The following is a 26322-nucleotide window of genomic DNA, read 5'->3' on the forward strand; positions in this document are numbered from 1 at the left end:
GGATTAAAATTTGAGTCTGACCTGTCTGCCGTGCCTGCCTGCCCCTTGGAATGGCAGATAGGCCCGGCACAGGCAGGCGCAGAAATTGAGCAAAAGGGGGCGTTTTTCAAAGGTCTCAAAGAACCTTGGATGCAGTTCATCACCTCAAGGACCCGTTTGCTGGATGGCCTCATGAACACCGACGTTTCGGAATTTCCACCCAAAAACCACGAGAAGTTGAAGATTGAAAATCGGCGTATCAGGGAAAAATGCGCCTCGCTCAAAAAGGCTCTCAAAAATCTTGAACGGGAATTTAAAGCCCAGAGTGCGCTCTTCGATGCCCTTCCCATCGGCATTGTCCTGGTCCATGACAAGAAAATAGCCGCCATCAACGAAACCGCATTGAGGGAACTGGGATATGAAAGGAAGGATTGCCTGGGAAAAAATGCCTTTGATTTCGTCAACCCCGAAAAAGCGGGATTTGTGGAGAAGTACCACAGGAACCGCCTTTCCGGCCGACCGGCCCCTTCCCAGTATGAAGTACCCATCTTGAAAAAAGGCGGAGGCATTGTGGAATGCAAAATCCGCATACAGAAAGTTCGATATAAAGGGGGAAAGGGTTTTCTCGTCCTCATAATCCCGGTGGCGGAACGGAAGAGAAAAGAAAGGGAAAGAGAGCTTAAGCAGAGAATGGAGATCATGAGAGCCTTGGTGGCCGGTCTGAATCGCCATCTCGGCCGCGATCTGGATATTCTCACTCAACACGCCCGGCAGATGAAGAAGATCTCCGATCCCGCCCGTTCCGAACACCTTGAAAGCCTGAAGGGCATAGAAGAGGCCGCCGAGCGGATTTCCGGGACCGCAAGAGTTCTCAACCTCCTCTCAAGCCCGCAACAGGATCCCCACCACAGGGTGGTTTTCAAATTGAACGACGTGATCCAGCGGGTTGTGAACCGTGTACAACCAAAATTGCGGGATGTAGGGAAAAGAAGAGGCGTTTCCTATCGCCTGAAAACATACTTGAGGGCGGACTCTACACTCCAGGGGAATCCGGATGAGATATGCGACGTAATCCACCACGTGATGCTGAACGCCGTCGAAGCCATGCCCGATGGAGGTGATATCTACTTGAGCACGGAAGAAAATGGGGGATACGCCGACATATACGTCCAGGACAGCGGAGTGGGCATCCCGGAGCATTTAAAAAGCAGAATCCTGGATCCCTTTTTCACCACGAAGGAAGAAGGAAGAATCGGATTGGGATTGAGCGTCGCCCATGCCATCCTTCAAAGGCACGGAGGGGATATCGAACTGCTCAGCAAGCCGGGACAGGGAACCATCGTGAGCGTCCGAATGCCCGTGGCGGAGCGTCCCTTGGATGGAAACAAAATCCGCGGAAGGAGAAAGACCGGAAAAGCACATATCTTGATAGTAGAACCAATTGATATCATGCGTGAACTACTGGCCCAGGCCCTGGCCGGCAAGGGATACCGCACTACCAGGGCCGTCTCCGGCAGGGAAGGACTCCATTTCCTGACCAAAAGGCCGGTCGATCTCCTTATCGCCGATGATGCACTCCCGGACCTTGAAAGTGCGGCCCTTTTTCGGAAGGCAGGGACCCTCTCCCCACAACCTGCCCTCGTCCTGATCCAATCGGTAGGGGAAGGCCCTCATCCTCTGTCTTCAACAGCACCGCACGTGGACCTACTCTTTCGAAAACCCTTGTTGATTGATCAATTGGTCCGGGAAATTTCATCCCTTCTACGAGGCAAGGGATGGTGACAGAATTTGAATCAAATACGGGGAGGAAGGACAAAGGACCAACGGGATCAGGGGCCCAAGGAGGGATTTTGGAACAACCGAATGAAAAATGGGAAGGCCCCCTTGCGGAGAGGATGAGACCCAGGGACCTGGGTGACTTGGTCGGCCAAGACCACATCGTCGGTGAGGGATCTCCTCTCAGGAGGGCCCTTGAGTCAGGCCGCATCTTTTCGGTGATCTTCTGGGGACCGCCGGGTTCCGGAAAAACCACATTGGCCAGGCTCATGGCCGATTACACCCGGTTCCCCTTCCGGTCCTTTTCCGCCGTTACATCGGGTATCAAGGATCTTCGCAAGGTGACCGACGAGGCTGAGAAGACCTTCGAAGGTTCCGGAAAACCGACCATCCTCTTCGTGGATGAAATCCACCGGTTCAACAAGGCCCAGCAAGACGCCTTCTTGCCTTACGTGGAAAAGGGCCTCATCATCCTGGTGGGAGCCACCACAGAGAATCCATCATTCGAGGTGATCCCCCCGTTGCTCTCCAGGGCCCGGGTAATGGTATTACACCCACTCGGAGAGGATGCCCTCCGGGCCATCCTGGAGCGGGCCCTGCAGGACGAAAAATCGGGTCTTGGGAAGACGGGGGTCCGGATCCTGCCGGAGGCCCTGGATCATCTCATCCACGTCTCTTCCGGTGATGCCAGAGTAGCCCTAAACAACCTGGAGATGGCAGTTCAGTATGTCTTAGCCGCCGGGAACAGCGAGCCCTTGCTGGATCTCCAGACCGTAGAAAAGGCCCTCGACAGAAAGGCCCTTCCCTATGACAAGGCCGGCGAGGAACACTACAACCTGATTTCGGCCTTTCACAAGAGCCTGAGGGGAAGTGACCCACAGGCCTCTCTCTACTGGCTCTACCGGATGTTGGAGGCGGGTGAGGACCCGCTCTTCATCGCCCGCCGAATGATCCGTATGGCCTCTGAGGATGTCGGCCTGGCCGATCCCCAGGCCCTCCCCATCGCCCTGGCTGCCTTTGACGCCTGGCGGAAGGTAGGTCCCCCTGAAGCGGAGCTGGCCCTCGCGGAAGCGGCCGTGTATCTGGCCTCGGCCCCGAAAAGCAATGCGCTCTATCTGGCCGAGCGGGCCGTGAAGGCCGAAATCCGAGAATCCGGCGCCCTACCCGTTCCCCTCCATATCCGCAACGCGCCGACCCGTCTCATGAAGCGGCTGGGTTACTCGCGGGGGTACCTTTACCCCCACAATTATCCAGGGGCATGGATCCCCCAGGAATACCTGCCCAAAGGTATAAAAACCCGGACCTTCTATCGGCCGACCAACCGGGGGCATGAGAGGGAGATCCTAAGGCTGATTTCGGAGCGGAAAAAAAGAGTAAAAGGAAAGCCTTCACCAAGGGCAGGGTGAAGGGAGGGCATTTCAAAACTTCCATCCCATCGAAAAACCGTAAACAGTCTTGTCGAACTCATAGAGGGCCGTATTGGATTGGTTTTGGATCAGGTTCAGGGAGACGGAGAGGAACATGTGCTTTGATACATTCCGACTCAGTACCAGGTAAAAATTGTGCCTCTTGTCGCGTCGGAGATGACCTTCAGGCCAGAGGAGCGCCGGTGCCTTGTAATGCTTCCTGGTAAACTTGTACTTGGCGAAAAATTCCATATCCCAATCCTGCCAGGTGAATTGCTTGAAATAGGAAACCGCGAGGTTTAATGCGTCGTAACTGTACCTTCTCTCCCGGGCATTCAGGTTCTCGCCCGAACAGGAAAAGGAAAGGAACTCCCGCCGGCCGTTGAAATAGAAGTTGGGATTTATCTCCCAGGTTCGATTGATATTATCCTGGCCGTTCCGGTCATTGGTTGAGGTGGCTGTTTCATAAGTATCGCGGGAATAACCCACTGTCGTGCGGAGGCTGAAGGTCGGAGTAAAAAAAAACTCCAGGCTGGGCTTAAAGTCCACCGTGTCGTACAAGGAATCGTGTCCGAAAAGGTTGCCGGCATACCCAAGGGGAAGTTTTAAAATGCTCTTGGAGGTCGTGACCCAGGGCCCGGCAGAAAGGCGCCAGTGGGTGAAATCGAATTCGTGGTACTTCCACCCCCGTGTCTGGTACAGGGTGGCGCTGGTATTCCACAACCATCTTCCTTTCTCGCCCGCATCGTAGAGGACGTTTCCCGCCATACTGATACTCGTCACCCAATCCCTTAAGGCCTTCTGGGTATCGGTCAGAGGGCCGATCCTGCCCAGACCGCCGGGGATCTCAATGAATTCCCGGTCCGGACCCGCGCTTACGTTGGAATCACTTTGAATTCCCAGGGCGATCCGGGCATTGGTATAAAGCCGCTTCGTCCTTTCCACGATGGCGGAAAGCAGTTTCCTGATTTTCTCCTTGACCCTTTCCGGCGGGCCGTATCCGAGAACGGTCTCAAGCTCCTCCTCGGCCTCCTCGTAGCGTCCCAGGTTGAAATAGACCATGGCAAGTTCCAGTCTTACCCGGTGAAGGTGGGGATCGACCGCCAGCATCTGCCGGAACTTGTCGATGGCCAGGTCCGCCGCCCCAGCCTTTGCGGCACAGGTGGCCAGCCAGAACATGACGTCCATGGTCTCCACCTTTCCGGAGATCTCCTTGAAGATCGGGAGGGCCAGGGCATATTTCCTATCGTAATAAAGGGTGAGGGCTTTCGTCAGAAGCTTGTCGAGGGCCTTGATCTCATCGGACGTCATCCCTTTCAGTTGATCAAGGGCCTTTCGGTCATGGGCCAGGACCCCAGGGCTCTTTTTCATCCCTCCCGAAGCACCGGCCGCGGCAGGTACACTCCACAAGGTCCAAAAAAAGGAAAAAAAACAGCAGATGAAGAGAGAACTCCGAAGGAAAGCGCATCGGTGGTTCATGGCTCCTCCGCGGCGAAGAGGTTCCTTTTGAAGGAAAACAACGAGTTCCGGTGGAGGGTGTACCCGGGAATCAAAAAGATCTGGATACCGATTGAAGGGAATCTAGTATAGAAATGCTGGTTTCGTCAAGACGGTTCCCGAGCAACCAAGGTGCCGCAAAACGTTGCTCAATACGATATGGATCCTGCCCGCCTTCAACTAAGGGGCGATGAGTGAAGCCATTCTTCCGAGGTCATGATCCTGAAAAGGGGCCATAGGGCGTTTCTGCGATAGAGGCCCAGGGTATTGTGGTGAATCTCTTCGGTTACGGCCGCCGTGCAGTCCTCAAGGATGACTGTCTTGAAATCTTTTGAAAGGGCATCCATGGCCGTGGCCAGTACACAGAAATTGGTCGTGATACCGGCAAGAACACACATTGTTACCCCCATCTCCCGTAACCGCCGGTCGAGCTCGGTCTGAAAAAAGGCCGAAAACCGGGGTTTGGGGAGCCAAAGGTCTCCTACTTCGCGTTCCAGTTCACCGATGACTTCCGCGCCCCGCGTCCCCGCCAGGGAGTGGGGCTTCATCTTGCCCCTGAAGATAAAGTCCTGCCGTTTAAAGGCATCCGTCGAAAAGACGACCGGCCACCCTTTCTTCCTGAAGGCCCGGGTCAACCGGTTGATGGGGTCGATCAACTTCCTGGCCAAAGGGGTGATGGGCAGATTCTTGGTTTCGTCAAAGTTGTCCTTTACCATGTCTATGATAAGCATCGCTGGTCTTTCATCGCTTTCCATATCTCAACTCCTTGACGCGATCGATGATCATCGAGGCCGCTTTCTCCTTCATCCCTTTGCACTCTCCTTTCTTCGCCCGATTTGAAATCCGTCAAGCCGCTCTTTCTTGAAAGGAGCGTTCCTGCGGGGAAACCATAGGCCAGAAAACCCCGAAGAGCAAGTCCTTCCTGATCCGCCCAGTACTGATCACCATTTTGTTAATTGACAATAATAAGCTTTGGTGATATGTTTTAGCTTTATTTTTGCCTGAAATCAGACACTTTGGATGTTCAAACGACCTTCTGACCAAGGCAGTCTCATATCGAGGAAGGGTGTCATGGCATTAGAGAAAAGTAAGAATTTCATTCTGTGGTTCGATGAAATCGGTATCGAGGACGTCCCCATGGTGGGCGGGAAAAACGCCTCCCTTGGCGAGATGTACCAGAAACTCCATAAAAAGGGGATCAACATCCCTTACGGTTTCGCCATCACGGCTTACGCCTACCGCTATTTCCTGAAGTATGCCGGCATCGAGGACGAAATCAAGAAGGTCCTCAAGGACCTGGATACCGGAGACCTGAGCAATCTCATGCGAAAGGGCCGGGAGGTCCGGGATATCATCCACCATGCCGAGTTTCCCCCGGACCTGGTGCAGGCCATTTACACGGCCTATGACAAGCTGGCCGAAGGCTTCGGAAAGAAAGGCCTGGACGACCTGGACGTGGCCATCCGATCCTCCGCGACGGCCGAAGATCTGCCGGACGCCTCCTTTGCCGGCCAGCAGGACACCTATCTCAACATCAGGGGAAAACGGCGGGTCCTTGATGCCTGCCGAAAGTGTTTCGCGAGCCTTTTCACCAACCGGGCTATTTCCTATCGCCACGACAAGGGATACGGACAGTTCGACGTCTCCCTCTCCATTGCCGTGCAGAAGATGGTCCGGAGTGATTCGGCTTACTCGGGAGTCATGTTCTCCATTGACACCGAGACCGGATTCAAGGACGCGGTCTTCATCACCGCCGCTTACGGTCTGGGAGAGAACGTGGTCCAGGGTAACGTCAACCCGGACGAATACTACGTTTTCAAGCCGGCCCTCAAGGCGGGGAAACGGGCCATCATCAGCCGTAAAGTCGGAGACCGTGACATCAAGATGGTCTATTCCCTCGAAGATGACGCCACGGTGAAAAATGTGGCCACAACCCTCACAGAAAGGCATCGGTACGTCCTGGACGACGACGAAATCCTAAAACTCGCGGAGTGGGCCTGCATCATCGAGGACCATTACAGCAAGGAAGCCGGTCACTTCAAGCCTATGGACATAGAATGGGCCAAGGACGGAGACGGGATCAACGTGGGAACGGGCGAACTCTTCATCGTCCAGGCCAGGCCCGAAACCATACACAGCCAGGGGAGTTCCAACAGTTATGAAAATTACCGGCTTCTCGAAAAGGGGGAAGTGCTCGCTGTTGGGACGGCCGTTGGCACAAAGATCGGCCAGGGGGTGGCCAACCTCATTGAATCATCCGCCGACATGGACAAGTTCCAGGAAGGACAGGTGCTGGTTACAAGCATGACGGACCCGGATTGGGAACCCATCATGAAAATCGCCGCCGCCATCGTCACCAACAAGGGGGGGCGTACGTGTCACGCCGCCATCGTCTCCCGGGAGCTGGGGATCCCCTGTGTGATCGGAACAGGGAATGCCGACGAGATCATCAAGAGCGGGCAGGAAATCACAGTTTCCTGTTGTGAGGGTGAGACTGGCTATGTCTACGACGGATTGTTGAAGTACGAGGTGGAAACCCTCGACATGGATGATATTCCCCAAACCCGGACGAAGATAATGATGAACGTGGGGATGCCGGAGAAGGCCTTTGTCCAGGGGATGATTCCTAACGACGGGGTGGGCCTCGCCCGGGAGGAATTCATCATCTCTTCCCATATCGGGATCCACCCCCTCGCCCTCATCGAATATGACGAGCTGAGGAAAAAGGCCAAGAACGATCAGCGAATCGCGGGGGTCGTCTACCATATAGACGAGGTCACTTCGGTTTATGAGGACAAGACCCAGTTTTTCATCGACAAGCTGGCCGAGGGAGTCGCCCGGATCGCCGCCGGATTTTACCCGAACGACGTCATCGTCCGCCTTTCCGATTTCAAGACCAACGAGTATGCGAACCTCATCGGGGGATTCCTTTACGAGCCCGTGGAGAGCAATCCCATGATCGGATGGAGGGGGGCTTCCCGGTATTACGACGAGAAATTCAAACCGGCCTTCGAGCTGGAATGCAAGGCCCTCAAAAAGGCACGCAGCGAAATGGGGCTTACCAACATCAAGTTGATGGTTCCCTTCTGCCGGACCCCGGAGGAAGGGAAAAAGGTCGTTGCCCTCATGAAGGAATTCGGATTGGTGCAGGGGGAGGAGGACCTGGAGATTTACGTCATGTGCGAGATCCCCAGCAACGTCATCCTGGCAGATCAGTTCGCGGAGATCTTCGACGGCTTCTCCATCGGCTCCAACGACCTGACCCAATTGGCCCTCGGGCTTGACAGGGACTCTTCTCTGGTATCCCACATCTACGATGAAAGAAGCGAAGCCGTCAAACGACTCATCGCTGACGTGATCAAGACCGCCAAGGCAAAGGGGCGCAAAATCGGAATCTGTGGACAGGCGCCCAGTGACTTTCCCGAGTTCGCGGACTTCTTGGTGGAATGCGGCATTGATTCAATAAGCCTCATACCCGACTCGGTCGTAAAGACCCGATTGACCGTCGCGGCAAAGGAAAAAGCGCTGGGTATCCAACCGTCATAGGAAAAACAGGGGGAAATGGAACCGATACGGATTTTGGGGACGGGCTCCTACGTCCCGCCCAAGGTACTGAGCAATTTCGATTTACAGAAAATGGGACTTGACACCACGGATGAGTGGATCACACAGCGGACGGGTGTCAGGGAAAGAAGAATCGCTGATCCCGATGTCACCACCTCGGACCTCTCCCTAGAGGCTTCCCGAAGGGCCCTGGAGATGGCGGGGATGTCCGCACGGGACCTGGATCTCATCATCATCGCCACCATTACACCGGACACTTGCTGCCCCTCGGCATCCAACTGGCTCCAGGCCAAACTGGATGCCCCCCAGGCTGTCACCTTCGACGTTACGGCCGCCTGCTCCGGGTTCATCTTCGGGATCAACGTGGCCACCCAATACCTCCACACAGGGGCCTGCCGGAACGTGCTGGTGGTAGGGGCCGAAGTCATGACCCGAACCTTGGACTGGACGGACAGGAAAACCTGCATACTCTGGGGAGACGGAGCCGGTGCCGCGGTACTGACCAGCGGCAAGGAAGGGCACCTGATCCTTTCCACCCATATCCATACCGACGGAGCCAACGGCCAAGACCTGCTTCTGCCCGGAGGGGGTTCAAAGACCACCCCCATCTCTCACGAAAGCGTGGATAAAAAACTCCATACCCTCAACATGATCGAGGCCAACGCGAGCTTCAGGGTGGCTGTGAGACATTTCGTGGAGACCATCCGGGAGGCCGTTCAATACAACGGCTTGGAAGTGGAAGACGTAGACTGGTTCATCCCCCACCAGGCCAACCTCCGGATGTTCCAGTCCATGGCCAAAAGCCTGAAAGTCCCCATGGAAAAATTCTATGTCACCCTCCACAAGTACGGGAACATTTCTTCCGCTTCTTGTGCCATCGCCCTGGACGAGGCCGTTCGGGACGGGAGTGTCAAGGAAGGCCAGATCATATGCATGCCCGTCTTCGGCGGCGGTCTCACTTGGGGCAGCGCCCTGATCCGATGGTGACCTAACTCCTTCCCGGTGAGCCGTTTTCAAAACGTTTCAGTCTGTTCAAGGTCAACCAAGACGGTTTTTTTCTCCCATCCCCCGTTAGGGGCAATAAAGCAAAGAGACCTTTGAAAAACGCCCCCTTTTGCCCAATTGCGGCGTCAGGCTCAAACCGGGGACCCGCCCGAAGGGTGAGGAGTCGTCGCTTCGCGCGGACAAATTTCAATCCTCAAAATACTAAATGTATTCCTGCGGTTGAAATTTTCGCCTTCCTTGAACTTGACCAAAATTGAGCATTTTTCAAAGGTCTCGCAAAAAGGCCGCAGCGAGGTGCGGCCTTTTTGCTTGTCCTGGATGCCTTCTTAACACGCCAGCCTGGGGCAGGCATTTTCCCCCAACTCAAACGCCGGCAATGGTTCACGCCTTCTATCCGGCCGCCCTTTCTCCTGGTGAAGGGGCCGTGGATCTTGAAAGACTCAGCTTCTGGAAGAAAAACACCGAGAGTAATAGGGCGAAGCCCACGGCGTTCCAGAAGATACCCGGCACAAGGAGCCCCGCCACTGCCAGGAAGAGAAGAAAACGCTCGATAATGCGTGTTTTTTTTATGAGATAACCATCCCAGCAGGCTGCCAGGGCAATAAGTCCGAAGAAAACGGAGAGGATGGTTTCAACAATGTCACCGACTGAACCCTGGAGAAGAATCGCGGGCCGGTAGTAGAACATGAAGGGCAAGATATACAGGCCCTTGGCGAACTTGAAGGCCGTCAGCATCGTTTTCATGGGATCGGACCGGGCTATTCCTGCCGCCGTAATGGATGCGAGCCCTACCGGCGGCGTGATGGCCGAGTCGATACTGTACCAGATCATGATCATGTGAGCCACGAGAAGGGAAAAACCCATGTCCGTGAGGGCGGGACCCGCGGTAATGGCAAGGACGATATAGGCCGGACCCGCAGGCAGTCCCATCCCGAGCACCATGGAGATCAGGCCCACGAATATGATGGCCAGCAGGGGGACTCCGTGGGTCAAATCGGAAAGGAGCCAGGATACCTTGAGGCCGACTCCCGTGAGTCCCACGAGGGCGAGTACAATCCCGATGCAGGCAACGATGCTCCCGATACTGAGGGAATATTGGCCGCCGAGTACAAGGCCCCGGTATATGAGACGGAGATCGATCCGCCGGGTCCTGATGGAATGGACGACCACCAGGGAAACGATCCCTGTAAGCGCCGCCATGGCAGGTGGATAGCCCAGGGCCATGGTAATGATAATGAGGGCCAGGGAAAGAAAAAAGTGCCACCCCGCCTTCAGCACCACCGGTATCGGTTCCGAGGACCAACTCTCCCCGATTCCGATACCCTCGCGCCGGGCCTCAAAGTGGATAAAGGCTCCAACGGTGAAAAAATAGAGAATGATCGGAGCTGCGGACACCGCCATGATAGTCAAGTAAGGGATCTGAGTGAACTCAACCATGATGAACGCGACGGCTCCCATGATGGGGGGCATGATCTGACCGCCCGTGGAGGCGGCCGCCTCGATGGCCCCTGCAATATGGGGCCTGTAACCCACCCGCTTCATCATGGGAATGGTGAAAACCCCTGTGGATGACACATTGGCGATGGCGCTGCCGGAAATGGAGCCCATGAAGGCGCTGCCCACAACCGCTGCCTTGGCCGGACCACCTACGGTCCTACGGGTCAAAGAAAAGGCCAGCTTCATGAAAAAATCGCCCGCGCCCGTGATCTCGAGAAAGGCCCCCATTATGATAAAGGGAACCACATACAGGGTCATGAACTTGGTGGCCATGCCGTAGTAGCCCTCCAGGCCGCAAAAGACCTGGCTGACGATCGTCGCAAGGTCGAAACCGGGGTGCCCGAAACTCCCCGGCACATAGTTACCGAAATAGGCATAGAGAATCGTTGCGGACGCCACCACTGTCAGGGACCACCCGATGACCCTCCTCCCAGTATCCAGCCCGATCAAGATCATGGTGATGCCGAAGAACATGTCCCAGCGGTTTGGGGCGCTGAGCCGCACGAAGCGCCCGTTGTAATCCACCATGATGTAAAGGGAACCGCATACGGCCAGGAGCACGATAACCGCGTCGATCACGGCCGCAACCCGGGATGAAGACCTCCGGTTGAAGGGATAGACTACGGCGCACAGCACAAGGGTCAGCATCAAATAGAGGGATCTCTTGATCACGATGTCGGCCATGACGTTGACGGTCCAGTAAATCACCAGGCCGGAGGTCAGGGCCATCCCCAGCTGCACGACACGGTGCCAGACACCTTCGAATTTTCTCTCTACCGCCCCGGATACGGCCGCCTGAGGCTGTCCTGCACCGCTCTCATTCCCGCTGTTTTCCGAAGAAGCATTTCCTCCCATGGTCCTTCCCCAAATCGTTGGATTTCAGCGGCCCCTTCCCCGACCCTTCAAGTCAAGACGAGCCCGCCCCGGCCCACCTATTTCTCACCCCGGGCCCATGAAATCACCAAACAAGCCGTTCCCCGGGTTTCTCAGGCCAAGGCAGGGCCGGAGAACACCCGGGGGGAAACCTGTCTATTTCAAAACCCCCGCTTCTCTGAAAAACTTCTCCGCACCGGGGTGAAAGGGGATAGGGGCCCACTTAGCGGCGTTTTCGAGCTTAATGCCCTTTCCCGCCGGGTGGACTTTTCCCAGGTAGGTGAGGCCCTCGGGACTGTAAATGGACTTGACCAGCTTATAGACGAGATCATCGGGAAGATCGGCCCGGCAGGCCCAAAGGGCGGCCATACCCACGGTTTCGATATCCTCATTGATCCCCCTGTAGGTCCCGGCCGGAATGACCATGGGCAGGTACTTCGGCATGGCCTTCACGAGCTTTTCCCGGTAACCCGGAGCAAAACGAATGATCTCTATTTTATGGGTCAGGCTGAGTTCGGTAAGGTTGGGGGTGGGAATGGCGGCGATCTCCATTGCAGCGTCGATGCGCCCCATCTTCAGGGCCTCCACAGCGGCCTTTCCGGGAAGAAACACAATCTTCATGTCTTTTTCGGGGTCCAGGCCGTGGATCCTGACCCAGTCAAAAAAAAGCTTGTGCATCGATCCTCCAGGCGCCCCTCCACAGACGGTTTTTCCTTTCAGATCCAGATAGGTCTTGATCCCGCTCTTTTTCAGGGTGTAGGGCTCCCCCCAATTGGCAAAGAGTATCCCCATACCCCGCATCTTATTGTACTTCTTCTTGTAAGGTTTCATACCCCTGAAGGCCATGTGTGAATCACCGGTGCTGACAAGACCGATGTCGGCCTTTCCCATGTCCAAGCGGTTGATGTTTTCGTCCACGCCCCCGGAAGTCACGGCGGTGCAGCGAACCCCCGGCACGTGTTTGGAGATGTATTCGGCCATGCCACCGCCTATGGCGTAAAATCCACCCCCCATTGAACCCGTGGAGATGGAAAGGTTTGCTGTTCCCGCCGACGCGACGGCAGCGAGACACAGGATCGCAAACAATATTGTCCCTACGGCAAAACCTTTCTTCATTTTTTCCCTCCTCAATGAAATGTTAAAGAATGAAAACGAGTCTGGATTGAATACAAACCGATTTTCACCTCCTTTCCCTGTCGGTCTACCTACAAGGGGCCCTGAGAAGACGGGTTTTACCAGGGTAAAACCGCCCTTCTTTCCCGGTAAGGCGTGACTTGGATCGCCTTTCCAGGGCACTCCAACTCACACAGAAAACAACTCTGGCAGTCTCTGAGATAGGCGATCATCGCCTTCTTGGTATCAGGGTGCAGGCGAATGACATCCTGGGGACAAATCTTTTCGCAAATCCCGCAACCGTTACAGGCCTGATGATCAATCCAGTGGATACCCATTATCTCTCCTTAGGCAGGGGTAGCCATGGAACCTTGATCCCAAAAGCGGGCGACTTCTTAACGCCAGGGCATTTCCGAATCCCGGTGTCCTTCCATCACACGGATGATAGGATGAGTATAGCGCTCCTTAGGGGGTTTCATGGGGTAGCGGTCAATAGGAATATTCCGGGTCGAAACCGTGATACCGCCCTTCTCTTTCCGAAGGATGACCCATTTCAGCCATCCCTTGTTATCGGTATCGGGAAAGTCCTCCCTTAGATGAGATCCGCGGCTTTCCGTCCTCGCGAGGGCGGCCCGGAGGAACAACTCGCCGCATGTGACCATGTTGGCGGCTTCGACGGCCATTCGCAGGCAATGGGGATCGTGGGCTTTCAAGTGCGGGACGACATGATCCCGGATATCCATGAGACGGTTCAGGCTGGCTTCCAGCCTTTCACGGTGGCGGAGGATGTAGATATCCATGGGAAAGAGAAGTTGCTGAACCTCCAATACGGCGTAATCGGGATCATATCCGCTGGACCTTCTTAGTGGCAGGACCAGCTCTTCTGAAAAGACCCCGATCTCTTCCCTGCTAAGAACCGGGTCCCCGATTTCCCTCACATATCGGGCGGCCGCCCACCCGCTCCGGGCTCCGGAGGTCGTCGCGAAGGGAATAGCATAGGCACAAAACCCTTCCACCCCGGAGGCGGGCCCGCAGGTGGCGTCCCCCGCCGCATAAAGTCCCTCAACAGTGGTCTCGCAATCGGTGTTGATGGTAAGTCCTCCTCCATACCCCACATTTCCCATGTTCACACTGACCCACTCCACCCGTTCCCTTATCTTGCCGTCTCGAATATACCCCGCCCTCTCGAAGGCACGATACATGATGGGGAGGGTCTTCTTGAAATAGGAGAGGGTTTTTTCGTCAAATTCACTGAAATCAAAATAAATGGGACCGTTTCCGAGACGGACTTCACAGGCCATGCCGGCGGAAAGTCGGTTCATGGCCGCATGGTCCCCGTATTCCGGGTCGTACTTTCTCATGTAAGTCTCACCCCGGGCATTGACGAACCGAGCGCCCACTCCCTGGAGGACATTCATGCCCGTTGTGTCGAAATCCGCGCAGGAAAGGTGATGGCAGCAAAATTCATAGTTCGACACCTCCGCCCCGGCGCGAATGCCCATACAATGGGCATCCCCGGTCACCATCTTCTGGTAGGCGTAATGGGACTTAAATGCCTGGGCGCCCGCAGCCAGGATAACGGCCTTTGCCTTGAAAAGGCTCACTTCCCCGCTCTTAATATCGAAACCCAGGGCACCGGCGACCCGTTCCGGGTGTGAGGCATCATGGATCAGGTGGGTCACCATGGTCTTGTCAAGGATCTTCACCCCATGGCCGCGGGTCGTCTTTCGGAGGACATCCATGAGCGCGGGCCCTTCAAACATCATGGTCTTGATGGGTCGTTCGTCCGAGGATCCCTGGCCTTCCAGCCTGTCGAAACGGCCCTGTCCGTCCTTGAGAAAGGGAACTCCCCAGGCATCCAGTTCAAGGGCCCGCTGGTAGACCTCTTGTAGGTGAATCCGGGTCCAATCCTGGTCGTTCATGTAACAGCCTTCCTCCACGGCCTTACCGAACCAGAGATCATAGTCGTCTTCATGGGGGATGAAACACTTGAATGATCCTGCTGCGAACTTGCTGCAGCCGCTTTTCCCAACATACCCTTTGTCTACGAGAAGAACAGTCGCCCCCGAATCACGGGCCTTGATGGCTGCGAAACAACCCGCAGCACCACCGCCTATCACCAAAATATCGGATTGGAACTCCTGCAATGGATCTCTCCCTCCCCTAAACATGAAACCGCCGGGACCAGTCCCGGTTGCACTCCCCTTCGTTCCATCCACATTTGTACCGACCCCCCGGGGAGTGTCCCGGTCGCTTGTGACCCCACCCCTCTTACCCTAGCAGGATTCATAGAGTACAACAATATGCGGGAATGGAGACACCCGGATATGAAAACATCGTCTCCGGCCAGAAATCCTGTTGGTATATCCCGAGAAAGGGCCGCTAAGATCGGAAGCAACTGAAAGTGTGATGGAACAGCCCCATTGTCTTATTGTCTGATTTATAATATAATAGATTCTAAATGCGGTGTCCATATTTTTCCCGGCCTCCGATAAATCCAACCCTAAAGTAAGGTGAAAAGCCCATGCAACAGGGAATTCGAGACTATATTGACCGCCTTCTCTCGGCCCGTCTCCTCATGAGCGTGGATAGGGAAGTCGATCCGCGCCTGGAAATCCCGGCCTGGATGAAGGCGGCGGAAAGAACGGGAAAGGCCGTCATGTTCAACCAGGTGAAGCACCCTCCTTTCAGGATGATCAACAATCTCCTGGGATCCAGGAATGCGGCCGCCCTACTTTTCGGGGTAACGCCCGAGGAGGTCACCCGTACATGGGTGGAGCGTGTAAGACATCCCTTTGATCCAAAGCTCGTCCGGTCAAGCCCGGTGAAGGAAGTCATCAAAAAGGGAAGCGAGGTGGATCTGGAAACCCTTCCCATCGTAACCCATTGTCTGAAGGATGCCGGGCCGTTCATCACCGCCGGCATCGTCATTGCGAGGGATCCCGACACAGGGATCCGGAATGTCTCGGTAAACCGTATGCAATTGAAGGGCAGGAACAGGCTCGGGATCCGCATGATGCCTCCCCAGCATCTGGGGATCATCCACCAGAGAAGCGAACAGAGGGGTCACAACCTGGAAGTGGCCGTAGCCATAGGAAACCACCCCTTCGAATTTCTCGCCGCAGCCGCCAGCGTGCCATTTGAAACGGACGAGTTCAGCATCGCAGGCGCCCTGCGGGAAGAACCCCTCGAACTCGTCAAATGCGAGACCGTAGATCTCGAAGTTCCGGCTTGCGCGGAGATCGTCCTCGAAGGAGAAGTCCTCGCCGGAGTACGGGAGCCTGAAGGGCCCTTCGGGGACTTCATGCAATACCATGTCCCTGTGATGGACAACCCCGTCTTCGAGGTCAAGGCCATGACCCACCGGGCCGATCCCATCTACCAGACCGTTCAGGCCGGATCCCTGGAAGACACACACTATTTGGCCCTCTCCAGAGAGGCCAGGATCTATGAGGCCGTGGCGGGAGTGGCCGATGTACGGGCGATCAGCCTGGTTCCCACGATCCTGGGGTGTGCAATATCGATACGCAAACGTTTTGAGGGTGAACCGAAGAATGTCGCCGCCGCTGCCTTCGGGGCCTATTCCTGGCTCAAGTACTGCGTGGTGGTGGACCACGATGTTGACGTATTCGACATGAACGACGTATGGTGGGCGATGGTGACCCGGAACAGGCCCGACAAGGGCCTCCTCATCATGGAAAACGCCCTCGGTTTTCCCCGGGACCCTCACGACATTCACCGCTCAAAATTAGGCATTGATGCCACGGCTCCCCTTAACCAATGGGATGAATTCGAACGAAAAACCATCCCGGAAATCGGAGAGTTCGACGAACGGGACTCTTGGGCGAGCCTATGGAAGGGTTCAAGTTGAAACCGGCGGTCCGGACGTATTTTCACTTGGATCTACCTGAAAACCGCTCAAAAGCCCCCCATCATCTCGGATCACAGATCGAGAAGTTGATGGGCTATGGATTAGATTATGGAGAAAAAGTATACCACTTGTCATCTATGCTCAGGCGGCCGCCCGATCGTGGCCAATGTATCCCGGGGAAGGCTCGTGTCAGCCGGGATGCGTCCCGGAGCATCCAAAGAATACCATTATTTCTGCCCGAAATTGAGGGCCGCGCAGGACATCGTTTATTCTCCCGATCGATTAAAAACACCCCTCCTTAAGGTGATCCGTGAAGGAACACCTTCGTGGAAGGAAGTCTCCTGGGATGAGGCCCTGGACTTCGTGGCCGAAAGGCTCGAATCCATCCGAACTCTATACGGTCCCCAGGCCCTTTGCTGGCTCACAGGACAGGTCCCGGACTACGGAGCACCCTGGGATTATGCGAATCGATTCATGAGCGCCTTCGGATCCCCCAACGTCATCGGGAACGGATCCATCTGCCACGCCGCCAGGGAGATGGGCCACGTCTTCACATACGGCGCCATGACCTACCCCGATTACAGGAATGCAAGGTGCATTTTTATCTGGGGAAAGAACGACAGAAATTGCAATCCCGCAGGCTACAATCTCATCCTCGAATCCAGGAAAAAAGGGGCCAAGCTCATCGTGGTGGATCCGATCCGGACCCGACTGGCTTCCCGGGCCGATCTCTGGCTGCAGATCAAGCCGGGATGTGACGGACTCCTGGCCATGGCCATGATTCACGTCATGTTGGCCGAGGGGCTTTACGATCAGGAATTCGTCAGGGAATGGACAGTGGGTTTCGATTTGCTGGAAAGGGCCGCCCGTGAATATAGCCCCGAGGCGGTGGCCCGCCGAATCTGGCTGGAACCCGCACAGATCAGGGAGGCCGCCAGGCTTTATGCCGGGAGTAAACCTGCATGTCTTGCAGACGGAAACGGTCTGGACATGCACCTCTGCGTCACCCAGGCCGTGCGTGCGATTTGCATCCTTCGGGCCCTCAGCGGAAATCTCGACAAGAAGGGAGGGGATCTCATCCCGACCCCCTTGCCCGTGAGGGACATCAAACTAAAGGAAAGGCTTCCCGATAACCTTGAACCGATCAGTTCCGGATATCCTCTTTTCAGGGCCTATCACGGTGCAAGGGGAGATCACACCCTTGGAGCCGTGCTGGATGCCATACTGGAAGAACGTCCTTACCCGATCAAGTCCCTCATCCTCCAGGGGACCAATCCCGCCGTCACCATGGCCCATTCAGCGAGAGTGCTGGAGGCTCTCAGGAAGAGTGAATTCACCGTAGTGATGGACCTCTTCATGACCCGCACCGCACGGTTCGCCCATGTGGTGCTTCCGGTGACCACACCATTTGAAACGACCCAGCTCAATCTCAAGGCCATGGACGGCCATCACGTTTACCTCCAGCAACAGGTCGCGGACTGGTATGAAAACTGCTGGCCCGACTGGAAGATCGTCTTTGAACTGGGCAGAAAAATGGGCTTCAAGAAAGAATTCCCCTGGGCCGAGGTCGAGGAGGCGATAGATTTTCAGCTTGAGCCTACCGGCCTGAGCGTGGACCTCCTGGGGAAGCACCCGGATGGGGTGGTGTACGAAGAGATACGATACGAAAAGTATAAGACCGGGGGATTTCACACCCCGACGGGCAAGGTGGAGCTTTTTTCCGAGAGATTCAGGGAGCAGGGCTATCCTCCCCTCCCTGAATTCAGTGGATTGGCGGACAATCCCATGAGCTTTTCAGATCAAGGAGACGATTTTCCCTTTATCGGCATCAGCGGCGCTCGTTCCAAGGCCTTCGTTCATTCCCAATACAGGAACATTCCTTCTCTCTTAAAATACGACCCGGAACCCTTCGTGGACATCCACCCCGGGGATGCGGAAAGATTAGGTATATGCGACGGGGAACGGGTCAAGATCGAATCCCCCAATGGATCCATCAAAATGCGCGCGAGGATCTCCGACGTGGTCCATCCCGGTTCAGTACGCATTGCCTGGGGCTGGGGAGAACTGGATCCGGAATACAGCATCAACAATTTGACCGACGACTCCCAGTGTGATCCGGTTACGAGCACAACCTCGAACCGCTGTTTCATGTGCAGGGTGGTTCGGGAGGCATGACCCGCCTCTTCCTGCTCCGGCGGGTAGAACCGGAAGGGAACGAAACCGCTTCATATTTTGACCTGTAAGGATCAAGGCAGGTCATCGGGCCTTGGCAGTCTCCCCCAACAGATGCCTGGCCCGTGAGAGGAAAACCGCCTTGTCCACGTAAGACTCGATACGGAGGGATCGCCTTTCCCTGCCCTCCCGGTCCAAGAACAATACTGTGGGTACCCCTTTGATACCATACCTGGACAGGACCTCTTCCTGGAAGGGACGGCGTCTTGTGAGGTCGAGGCGCATAAAGACGATATCCCGACTCAGTTCCCGCACCTCCGCATCCTGGAACACGGTCCGATCCAGGGCCTTACAGGGGCCGCACCAGTCCGCATAAAAATCCAGGATCACGGGACGGCCCTCCCGGGCAGCCTGCAAAATCTTCTCGGGATCATAGGGGATCCATTGGACACCTGTCTTTTCCGGTACGGCCCACAGGGTGTAAAACAGCGCCGCCGCCACCAGTGCCAGGCCCATCCCCCGCTTGATCCACGGAAATCCCCTGAGGGATCTCCCGGTCCGGTCCAGCCACCCGAGATGGATCCCTGCCAGGACCCCGATCAACCCCATGAGACCCGCCTGGAACCTTCCCGGGGGCACCAAGGGAGTCAGCACATAAGCCGCCGTCCCGATGAGCACCCACCCCAAAAATTTTTGTATCCAGACCATCCAGTCCCCTGAAACGGGGAGTTTCTTCGAGGCCCCTGAAAAAAAGGCCAAGACGGAAAGGGGGAGCCCCAGCCCCAGGCTGAGCACGAAAAAGTAAAGGAACCCCAGGAAGGGATCCCCGGTTTTACCCACGTAAGTGAGCAACCCCAGGATGAAGGGCCCAAGGCACGGAGCGGCCAGGACTCCGAGGGTCAATCCCATGAAGAAAGCCCCCCAGGATCCCCCGTAATTCCTGGAGGCCAACCTGCCAAAGGAGGCAGGCAGCCGGAATTTCCATAATCCCAGGAAACTCAGGCCCATGGCCAAGAGGACGCCGGCGACGAAAATGAGCGTGAAGGGATTTTGCAGCGCTGAACCCAGCAGGCTGCCGGAGAGGGCGGCAGAAACCCCGAGAACGGAGTTGGTAAGGGCCAGTCCTGCGATGTAACAGATCGAGTGCAGCAGGGGATTTCCCCCGGCCGAACGGTTCCTCCCCCCGAAATAGGAGACCGTGATAGGGATCAGGGGGTAGATGCAAGGAGTCAGATTAAGGGCGAGCCCACCCAGGAATACCCCCAGGAGAGTCCAAAAAAGACCCGCCCCAGCCCTACTGACACCCATTCCGGCCGGATACCATCTTCCCTCCCCTTTCTTCATCTCAGCCTGAAACAGGTCTCCGTTGAGAGCCCGGGAAGGGGCCCCCGGGGCCGCTACATGAAGGGGAACGGTCAGGGAGATCATCTCTGGAGGAAGGCATGCGACGGAGGAACAAGGCTGATAGGAAAGGGACACCTTTAGATTCTTGAGACCGGGTTCGGTCCCTTCGCCGATCCGGAGCGTGGCCCTGACGCGGACCTCTCCGGAATAAAGCTCCACGGGTTGAGGCGAAAATTCAAGTTTTCTCCGCTCCGGCTCTGGGAAACGGATTTCCTCCACCATGAGGCCGGGGGGGGCGGAAAAAGTCAGCGCCGTTGGAATTACCCCGTCCTCCGCCCGCCGGGGCCCATGGATGGACCAGGGTTTCTTGATATCCAGCCTGACCAGGATGGGGTACCGTTCCCCGGCCGGGTACCGGTCCCGGGAATGGAGGATCTCCACCCGAACGGTCCGCTCCGAGGCAATGCATACTGCGGTCAGGGAGAAAACGATCAGCAGGACAAAGAGTAGAGTGCGGCGTATCACGTATGCCCTCCGGAAACCCCGAATCCTTTCCCGGGGGATCGGATCTCCCCCATCATCCAAAAGGGTTGGCGGCCTGTGGCACCAGGGCGGTAAAGATCTGAGAAAAGGGCTGCCCAAGGGGTTATCGGGGTTTTCGATAGGGGGGCGGTTCCTTGTGTCCGTCGAGGATTTTTCGGATTCGGTCCTTTTCCGCCCTGGCCTTGCGCAATTGGTCTTCGATTCTTTCCTTTTCATCCGGGGAGGCGGTCTTCAGTAAGGATTCCAGCCTGTCCACTTCTTGGCTGAGTCTGTAAAGTTCCCTTGCAATATTTTTAAGGGGAGCCGACATCACCTTTTCCTCTCATATCGCGGCCGTGGATGCTTACGTCCGGACCGGCGCGTCGGCCTCCTTTTCCGGACTCACATTACGAAGCCACTCCCGAAGCCGCTGGATTTCCCGTCTGATCCGGGGAAGGATTTCCTTCCGGACCTTCTCCTTTACCCCTCTCTCAAGTCTCTTGAGTTCCTCGGTGAGGGCTTTCAACTGCCTCTGGAAATCCTCGGCGCCCTCATCAAAGGATTCCCCCCCGGCCACCTCACACGCGACAAGGGGCCCCTTCAAAATGATGGGGTCCTCCTTCAATAAAATGAGGCTACGGGCCGATGGAAGACCCTTCATCTCACTTAAATCACGGGCCTGTGCGGTCATTGAGTAAAATGCCAATCCGAGGAACGCAGCCAGGATCATCATTCGTATCTCTTTCATTCCCATCCCTTACTTTGACCTAAAAGGTCTCATCAAGATTTTGAAACGCTCAGTTTGGGTTTGGAGTTAAAGGCCGTCCTTGTCCTAACCCTTAGAAACCGGATGAGCGGACCAGGGAAAAGGATCCACTTCCCTTGAACCAGGCCGTTCTTTGATCAAGGTTTCCACATCTTCAGGGGCGAAAGGCAACCGGGCAAACAATTTGTCCTCCACCCTCCTTGCCAGGTCTATGTTGGCCCGGATACGCTTCTGAATGGTCCCATTGTTTCGACCATAACGGCGAAGGAGGTATTCCAGCCTTTCATCGAGGCTTACGATCTTGTCGTGATTGACCCTCTTGTCGGCGTAGTAAACGATTTCACCCCCCCTGATCCCCTCCCTGGGATCAAAGGACCTTAACACAACATGCTCCCCCACAATAGCGGCGATCTCCTCCAACCCGTTCTCCCGGCAAATACGCGCCCCCAGGGCGGCATGATCTTCCCCGGTCTCAAGGCATCGGGTCTTGGCGATATCATGCATCAACGCCCCTGCACACACCTTTTCCAGGGAGACATCAAAACCTTCCTCCCGAAGACCCCGCGCTATGAGGGAGGCCACCTTTTCCACCATAATGGAATGGTTTCTGATATTGTCTCTCATCCGGTAGGCATCCATGAACCTGTAACACTGCTCTCTCGAGGGTATCATTTTCCGCTCTCAGTACAAAATCTCCTTCCGTTTTTACAGGCTGTTGAAAAACTATTGCGCTTGCTACATTTTTCAACAGCCTGTCAATCCCACATTATGCATGAAATAAGCGACAGGAGCTTCCGGCTCTCCCGTCTGTGCTATTTTGGGGTCTATCCCCCTCCAAGTCAATGCCCCTTTCCTTCCGGGGCGCGATTTCCCGGAAAGATCTGAATGCTGCAAAGTCCACTGCCGGTCCCAAAAGGGCTACTCCTGCATTACCACTCAAGTAATTCCCGAGAATGCCGATCTTATCTCTTGAATACCCGGCGCTTCCATAGGTCTCGAGTCCTAACCATTGGGGTTGGAATCTCAAGGTTGTATCTCAAGAGAACACTTTTTGCCTTGACTTGTCTGAAACATTGAGTAATACTGAAGTTTTGCTTAAACAACCTTGAACCGCCAAAGGTTTAATAAAAGTTCACCCTGTTAGGTCATAACCCAGGTAGGATGGAAGTTTAACTCGAGGGGTAAGAACAACACAATTGAGTAATATTTCAAGGCTGTTTACCCTTCGGGAGTGTCGATTTCACCGAATCCGCTTCGTAATGGACCGGTTGCGGTAGGAGATTACAGCTTCGCAGATGATGCTCTGCATCTTCGGCAAACTTGACACCTGCAAAATGCAGGTAATATCAAGCGGTTTTCCGAGGAGGATGAATGTTGACCCTGACCCTTCAAGGCATGCCGGGCTGGGGAGACCTGCGTGCTTTACTGATTTGATTTTTCGGGGGTCCCTTTTTCAAGATCCGCCCGACCTGCCCCCCAGGGCGTAAAACAAACATCCAGGTTCGTATATCATGGCCAGACCTGCTCCAACTGATTCATCCAGAAATCTCCACTCTGTTTCTTCAAAGAAATCGAGCCTAAGAGCCACCGTCAAGGATCAATCCGGCGCCGGGAAGACCAGAATCGGCGAAATCCTATGCAAGGAAGGTCATATCACCAGCACCCAGCTCCAGGAGGCTCTCAGTTACCAGAAAAAGAACAACGGCCGGCTGGGTTCGATCCTCCTCAAGCTCGGTTATATCGAGGAGGAGACGATCGTCAATGTCCTGAGCCGGATACATAATTATCCCGCAGCGGTCCTCTCCAAGATAAACCCTTCTCCAGAGGCCCTGAAAGCCCTGCCTTACGAGATGGCCAAGAAACACATGGCCTTTCCCATCGCTCTTAACGGGAACAATCTCGAAATCACCATGGCCGAACCCACCGATACCACCGCGGTGAATGAGCTGCAGACGGCCGTCCAGAAATCCCTGAGCCTGTATGTTTCCACGGAAAAGGACATCATCGAGGCCTACCGGAAGCATTACAAGATCAGCGACGAGGAGTACAACAGTTTCTTCGCCCAGCAGGAAAAAGAACTCGATGAAGATGAAGAGGACTTACCCGTCACCCAGATCGAAGACATCGGATCCCTGGTATCAGAGGCCGCGGGAGAGATGGAACTGGAGAGCGGGGAGGAGGAAGAGGTCCAGGATGAGTTCTCTGCCGGTGACGCGCCCATTATCAAGCTGGTAAACGGCATCATGCTCAAGGCCGTTCATGATGAGGTGAGCGACATCCATATCGAGCCTTTCGAAAAATCCTTGCAGGTGCGCTACCGGCTGGACGGATCCCTGTACAAATCCATGAACCTGCCCCTCAGCATAAAAAACGCCCTTGTCTCAAGGATCAAAATCCTGGCAGGTCTTGACATCTCGGAGCGCCGTGTTCCCCAGGACGGCCGAATCAAGCTCAAACTGGGAAAGAGGCGGGCCATCGACTTTCGTGTTTCGACCCTGCCCACCCTCTTCGGGGAGGCCATCGTCATGCGAATCCTCGACCCGGCCGCCCTGAACGTGGATTTGACCAAACTGGGATTCGAACCGGAGACCTACGAGGCCCTGAAAAGGTGCATCTACCGTCCATACGGACTTCTCCTTGTCACCGGGCCTACCGGGAGCGGTAAGACCACCACCCTTTACAGCATCCTGAACGCCCTGAACAAGGAGGACACAAAAATCCTCACGGCCGAGGACCCGGTGGAGTTCAACTTCAGGGGTATCAACCAGGTCAACGTGAGAAACGAAGTGGGCATGACCTTCGCCGCCGCCCTCAAGTCATTTCTGCGGCAGGACCCGGACATCATCATGGTGGGCGAGATCCGGGACATGGAGACGGCGGAGATCGCTATCAAGGCGGCCATGACTGGACACCTGGTCTTCAGCACCCTTCATACCAACGACTGCCCTTCCACCATAGGGCGTCTCGTGGATATCGGGATTCCCTCATACATGCTTGCTTCTTCCGTTACCATGGTCCTCTCACAGCGTCTTGCCAGAAGACTCTGCCCCAAGTGCAAGGTCAAGGTCGAGGACCTTGATCCCGCCGAACTCGAAACCATAGGGTTCCGCCGGGAAGAAATCCCGGATCTCACGGTTTACGGCCCCATGGGCTGCGCTGCATGCAACAAGGGCTACAAGGGCCGGGTAGGACTTTATGAACTCATGGAGGTGACCGACGAGGTCTCGAAGGCCATTAATGCTGGAGTCCCTGAGGATCAACTGAGAAAGACGGCCATTCAGGAGGGCATGGTGACCTTGCGGGAGGCCGGGATCGAGAAAGTCCGCCAGGGGGTCACCTCCATCGAAGAGGTATTGAAACGCACCGTGATCACCAAGGAGGCCATGCCCGCCTATCTCGTCAATCCGGATATCGAAAGATATGAAGACAAAGACGTGATCATCCGGGAAGGCAACCGAGACAAAGATTTCTTCAAGCTTGTCCAGGGGGCCCTCATGGTGGTCAAACAGGGCAAGAAGATAGCGGAAATTACAGAGCCCGGGGAATACTTCGGGGAAATGGCCGCCATATCGGGTGAACCCCGCTCAGCCTCCATCATTTCCAAGGGCCGCTCCGTGATCAAGCGCTTTCCGGGAGACAAGCTCGACGAAGTCATCCAGAAATATCCGGAGGTGGCCAAACACCTCTTCGAGGTGATAGTAGGCCGACTGGAGAGCGCTAACAGGATCAACGTGCGGCTCGTCTCGGAATTAATGCAGAAAAAACCCGGCTGAGTCTCCCGCGCCGGGGTTGAAGGACTTGTCCGGAAGCCGCGAAGCCCTGGTTTCGAAAAAGGCGGGCTAATTCTTCTGGTGCCTGTCTTCGCCAAACAATTTGATCTGGCCCAGGAATCTCAGGGTCAAGATATCGGTGAACAGGGAACCGATCGTTTCAATCGCCTTCCTGAAAGGAGTATTTCTCACGTATTTCCACCGGGAATCCTCCACTCCCTGCTCGGGCATGCCGCTGTTCAAAATGATCGGGGGTTTTCCCTTCTTCAAGTCCCATGAATGCACCCGAACCCAGGCCTCTCCCGAGGGCAGGATATCCGTGAGGTAGTCCAGGATCACCTGCCCATCGTCGAAAACCCGGGTCGTGAGTTCCTTGCCGGCCTTGAAATTTCCAATGGTGGCATCCGGAACGGTCTCAAGAAGGTTCCAGCCCGCGAACAAGAGATCCTCCCCCATGTGAATCACACTTCCCATGCCCCCCTGGAGCAGGTCGCCGAAAACAGCCTCCTTCAGTTTGCTGAAAAAGAAAACCACCCTTTTCCCCGCCCCGCCGGGGCTCTCTTCTCCATCAGGACGCCAGGCCCCGAAGCTCAGGGCACTGCCCAAGTCCTTGAAAAAGTCCACCACTGAACCCAGAAGCCCCCGCTGGGTGGCCTCCCGGATCCTTCCTTTTTCATCCCTGTAGTGGATCTTGGATCCGAAAAGAAGGTTCTTGAAAAAATTTTTCACGTTGCCGAAAGCATCCGATAGGTCCTTCCCGATCCGCCCCCAGAAGGATTCCTGTTTCCTGTCGTCGGGTAACACTTCCTTTCGGTCCAGGTAATAGGCATCCCCTCCTGGATTGCTCAGGAGTTGATCATCCTTGTATTTCTGGATATCAGTCATTCCCTGGAGCCGGGCTCCATTGTCCTGGTGTTTTCTGTATGCACTGGCGGCGGCCATTGCGACCGGTTTTTGCCGTACGGGCGGGGTGTTTTGCGCCCCGGGGGAGAACGGGATAGATGAAAGACCTTGAGGCTCCTTTCCCGGCCCGATGAAAAACTTCGGATCATCTTTTCCAAGAAAGGCCTTAAAGGAAGAGGACCCGTCTTCCGGAAGCGGACGGAAAACCTTTCCTTCCCTCTCCAGGATGTATGTTCCGCTTGAAATGGGTTGTGATTCCACTGT

At 55.5% G+C, this 26322-nt stretch carries 18 protein-coding genes; 7 read left to right on the forward strand and 11 right to left on the reverse strand.

The features are described 5' to 3' along the window. Positions 1-171: 171 nt before the first annotated feature. The gene (locus JRF57_01585) at positions 172-1761 is read left to right on the forward strand and encodes a PAS domain S-box protein (protein MBW2302384.1); all 1590 of its coding nucleotides are present in this window, start codon (positions 172-174) and stop codon (positions 1759-1761) included. Beyond that, on the forward strand, positions 1755-3161 hold the full coding sequence (locus JRF57_01590) for a replication-associated recombination protein A (protein ID MBW2302385.1): 1407 nt from the start codon (positions 1755-1757) through the stop codon (positions 3159-3161). The genes JRF57_01585 and JRF57_01590 overlap by 7 nt, the downstream gene beginning before the upstream one ends. Positions 3162-3173: 12 nt before the next feature. On the opposite strand, the gene JRF57_01595 is transcribed toward JRF57_01590, so the two are convergent. Then, the gene (locus tag JRF57_01595) at positions 3174-4532 is read right to left on the reverse strand and encodes a tetratricopeptide repeat protein (protein ID MBW2302386.1); all 1359 of its coding nucleotides are present in this window, start codon (positions 4530-4532) and stop codon (positions 3174-3176) included. 302 nt (positions 4533-4834) lie between these two features. Continuing rightward, entirely contained in the window at positions 4835-5413 is a 579-nt protein-coding gene (locus JRF57_01600; protein MBW2302387.1) for a cysteine hydrolase, read from the reverse strand. A 316-nt stretch (positions 5414-5729) separates the two neighbouring features. Here JRF57_01600 and ppsA point away from each other — a divergent pair, with 316 nt between their 5' ends. Both ppsA and JRF57_01610 read left to right on the forward strand, forming a co-directional pair. Further along, on the forward strand, positions 5730-8204 hold the full coding sequence (ppsA, locus tag JRF57_01605) for a phosphoenolpyruvate synthase (protein ID MBW2302388.1): 2475 nt from the start codon (positions 5730-5732) through the stop codon (positions 8202-8204). Between the two features lie 15 nt (positions 8205-8219). After that, positions 8220-9209 (forward strand): ketoacyl-ACP synthase III, encoded by a 990-nt coding sequence (locus JRF57_01610; protein MBW2302389.1) that lies wholly within the window; start codon positions 8220-8222, stop codon positions 9207-9209. 408 nt (positions 9210-9617) lie between these two features. Here JRF57_01610 and JRF57_01615 read toward each other — a convergent pair whose 3' ends face one another. The 4 genes from JRF57_01615 to JRF57_01630 all read right to left on the reverse strand — a co-directional run bounded on the left by JRF57_01615 (position 9618) and on the right by JRF57_01630 (position 14857). After that, positions 9618-11579, reverse strand: coding sequence for a TRAP transporter fused permease subunit (locus tag JRF57_01615; protein ID MBW2302390.1), 1962 nt, complete (start codon positions 11577-11579; stop codon positions 9618-9620). Between the two features lie 174 nt (positions 11580-11753). Continuing rightward, positions 11754-12713 carry a TAXI family TRAP transporter solute-binding subunit gene (locus tag JRF57_01620; protein ID MBW2302391.1) on the reverse strand — a complete coding sequence of 320 codons (960 nt, stop codon included), beginning with the start codon at positions 12711-12713 and terminating at the stop codon, positions 11754-11756. 116 nt (positions 12714-12829) lie between these two features. Further along, the gene (locus JRF57_01625; protein ID MBW2302392.1) at positions 12830-13048 is read right to left on the reverse strand and encodes a 4Fe-4S binding protein; all 219 of its coding nucleotides are present in this window, start codon (positions 13046-13048) and stop codon (positions 12830-12832) included. 57 nt (positions 13049-13105) lie between these two features. Further along, the gene (locus JRF57_01630) at positions 13106-14857 is read right to left on the reverse strand and encodes an FAD-binding protein (protein ID MBW2302393.1); all 1752 of its coding nucleotides are present in this window, start codon (positions 14855-14857) and stop codon (positions 13106-13108) included. A gap of 377 nt (positions 14858-15234) precedes the next feature. Between JRF57_01630 and JRF57_01635 the strand changes: the two genes are divergently transcribed. Both JRF57_01635 and JRF57_01640 read left to right on the forward strand, forming a co-directional pair. After that, entirely contained in the window at positions 15235-16581 is a 1347-nt protein-coding gene (locus JRF57_01635) for a UbiD family decarboxylase (GenBank protein MBW2302394.1), read from the forward strand. A 108-nt stretch (positions 16582-16689) separates the two neighbouring features. Next, positions 16690-18756, forward strand: coding sequence for a molybdopterin-dependent oxidoreductase (locus JRF57_01640; GenBank protein ID MBW2302395.1), 2067 nt, complete (start codon positions 16690-16692; stop codon positions 18754-18756). Positions 18757-18837: 81 nt separating this feature from the next. On the opposite strand, the gene JRF57_01645 is transcribed toward JRF57_01640, so the two are convergent. The 4 genes from JRF57_01645 to JRF57_01660 form a co-directional block, all read right to left on the reverse strand. Next, positions 18838-20622, reverse strand: coding sequence for a thioredoxin family protein (locus JRF57_01645; protein ID MBW2302396.1), 1785 nt, complete (start codon positions 20620-20622; stop codon positions 18838-18840). A gap of 121 nt (positions 20623-20743) precedes the next feature. Beyond that, a complete protein-coding gene (locus tag JRF57_01650; protein MBW2302397.1) occupies positions 20744-20950 on the reverse strand; it encodes a hypothetical protein in 207 nt (68 codons plus the stop codon). A 33-nt stretch (positions 20951-20983) separates the two neighbouring features. Continuing rightward, positions 20984-21367, reverse strand: a complete 384-nt coding sequence (locus JRF57_01655; protein MBW2302398.1) for a hypothetical protein — start codon at positions 21365-21367, stop codon at positions 20984-20986. An 84-nt stretch (positions 21368-21451) separates the two neighbouring features. Next, the gene (locus tag JRF57_01660) at positions 21452-22057 is read right to left on the reverse strand and encodes an HDIG domain-containing protein (GenBank protein ID MBW2302399.1); all 606 of its coding nucleotides are present in this window, start codon (positions 22055-22057) and stop codon (positions 21452-21454) included. An 839-nt stretch (positions 22058-22896) separates the two neighbouring features. Here JRF57_01660 and pilB point away from each other — a divergent pair. Further along, positions 22897-25158, forward strand: coding sequence for a type IV-A pilus assembly ATPase PilB (gene pilB, locus JRF57_01665; GenBank protein ID MBW2302400.1), 2262 nt, complete (start codon positions 22897-22899; stop codon positions 25156-25158). Positions 25159-25224: 66 nt separating this feature from the next. Here the strand turns inward: pilB and JRF57_01670 are convergent, their stop codons facing one another. Beyond that, positions 25225-26319 carry a hypothetical protein gene (locus JRF57_01670; protein ID MBW2302401.1) on the reverse strand — a complete coding sequence of 365 codons (1095 nt, stop codon included), beginning with the start codon at positions 26317-26319 and terminating at the stop codon, positions 25225-25227. Positions 26320-26322 lie beyond the last annotated feature (3 nt).

The organism is Deltaproteobacteria bacterium (genome assembly GCA_019310525.1).
GTDB lineage: Bacteria > Desulfobacterota > DSM-4660 > Desulfatiglandales > HGW-15 > JAFDEE01.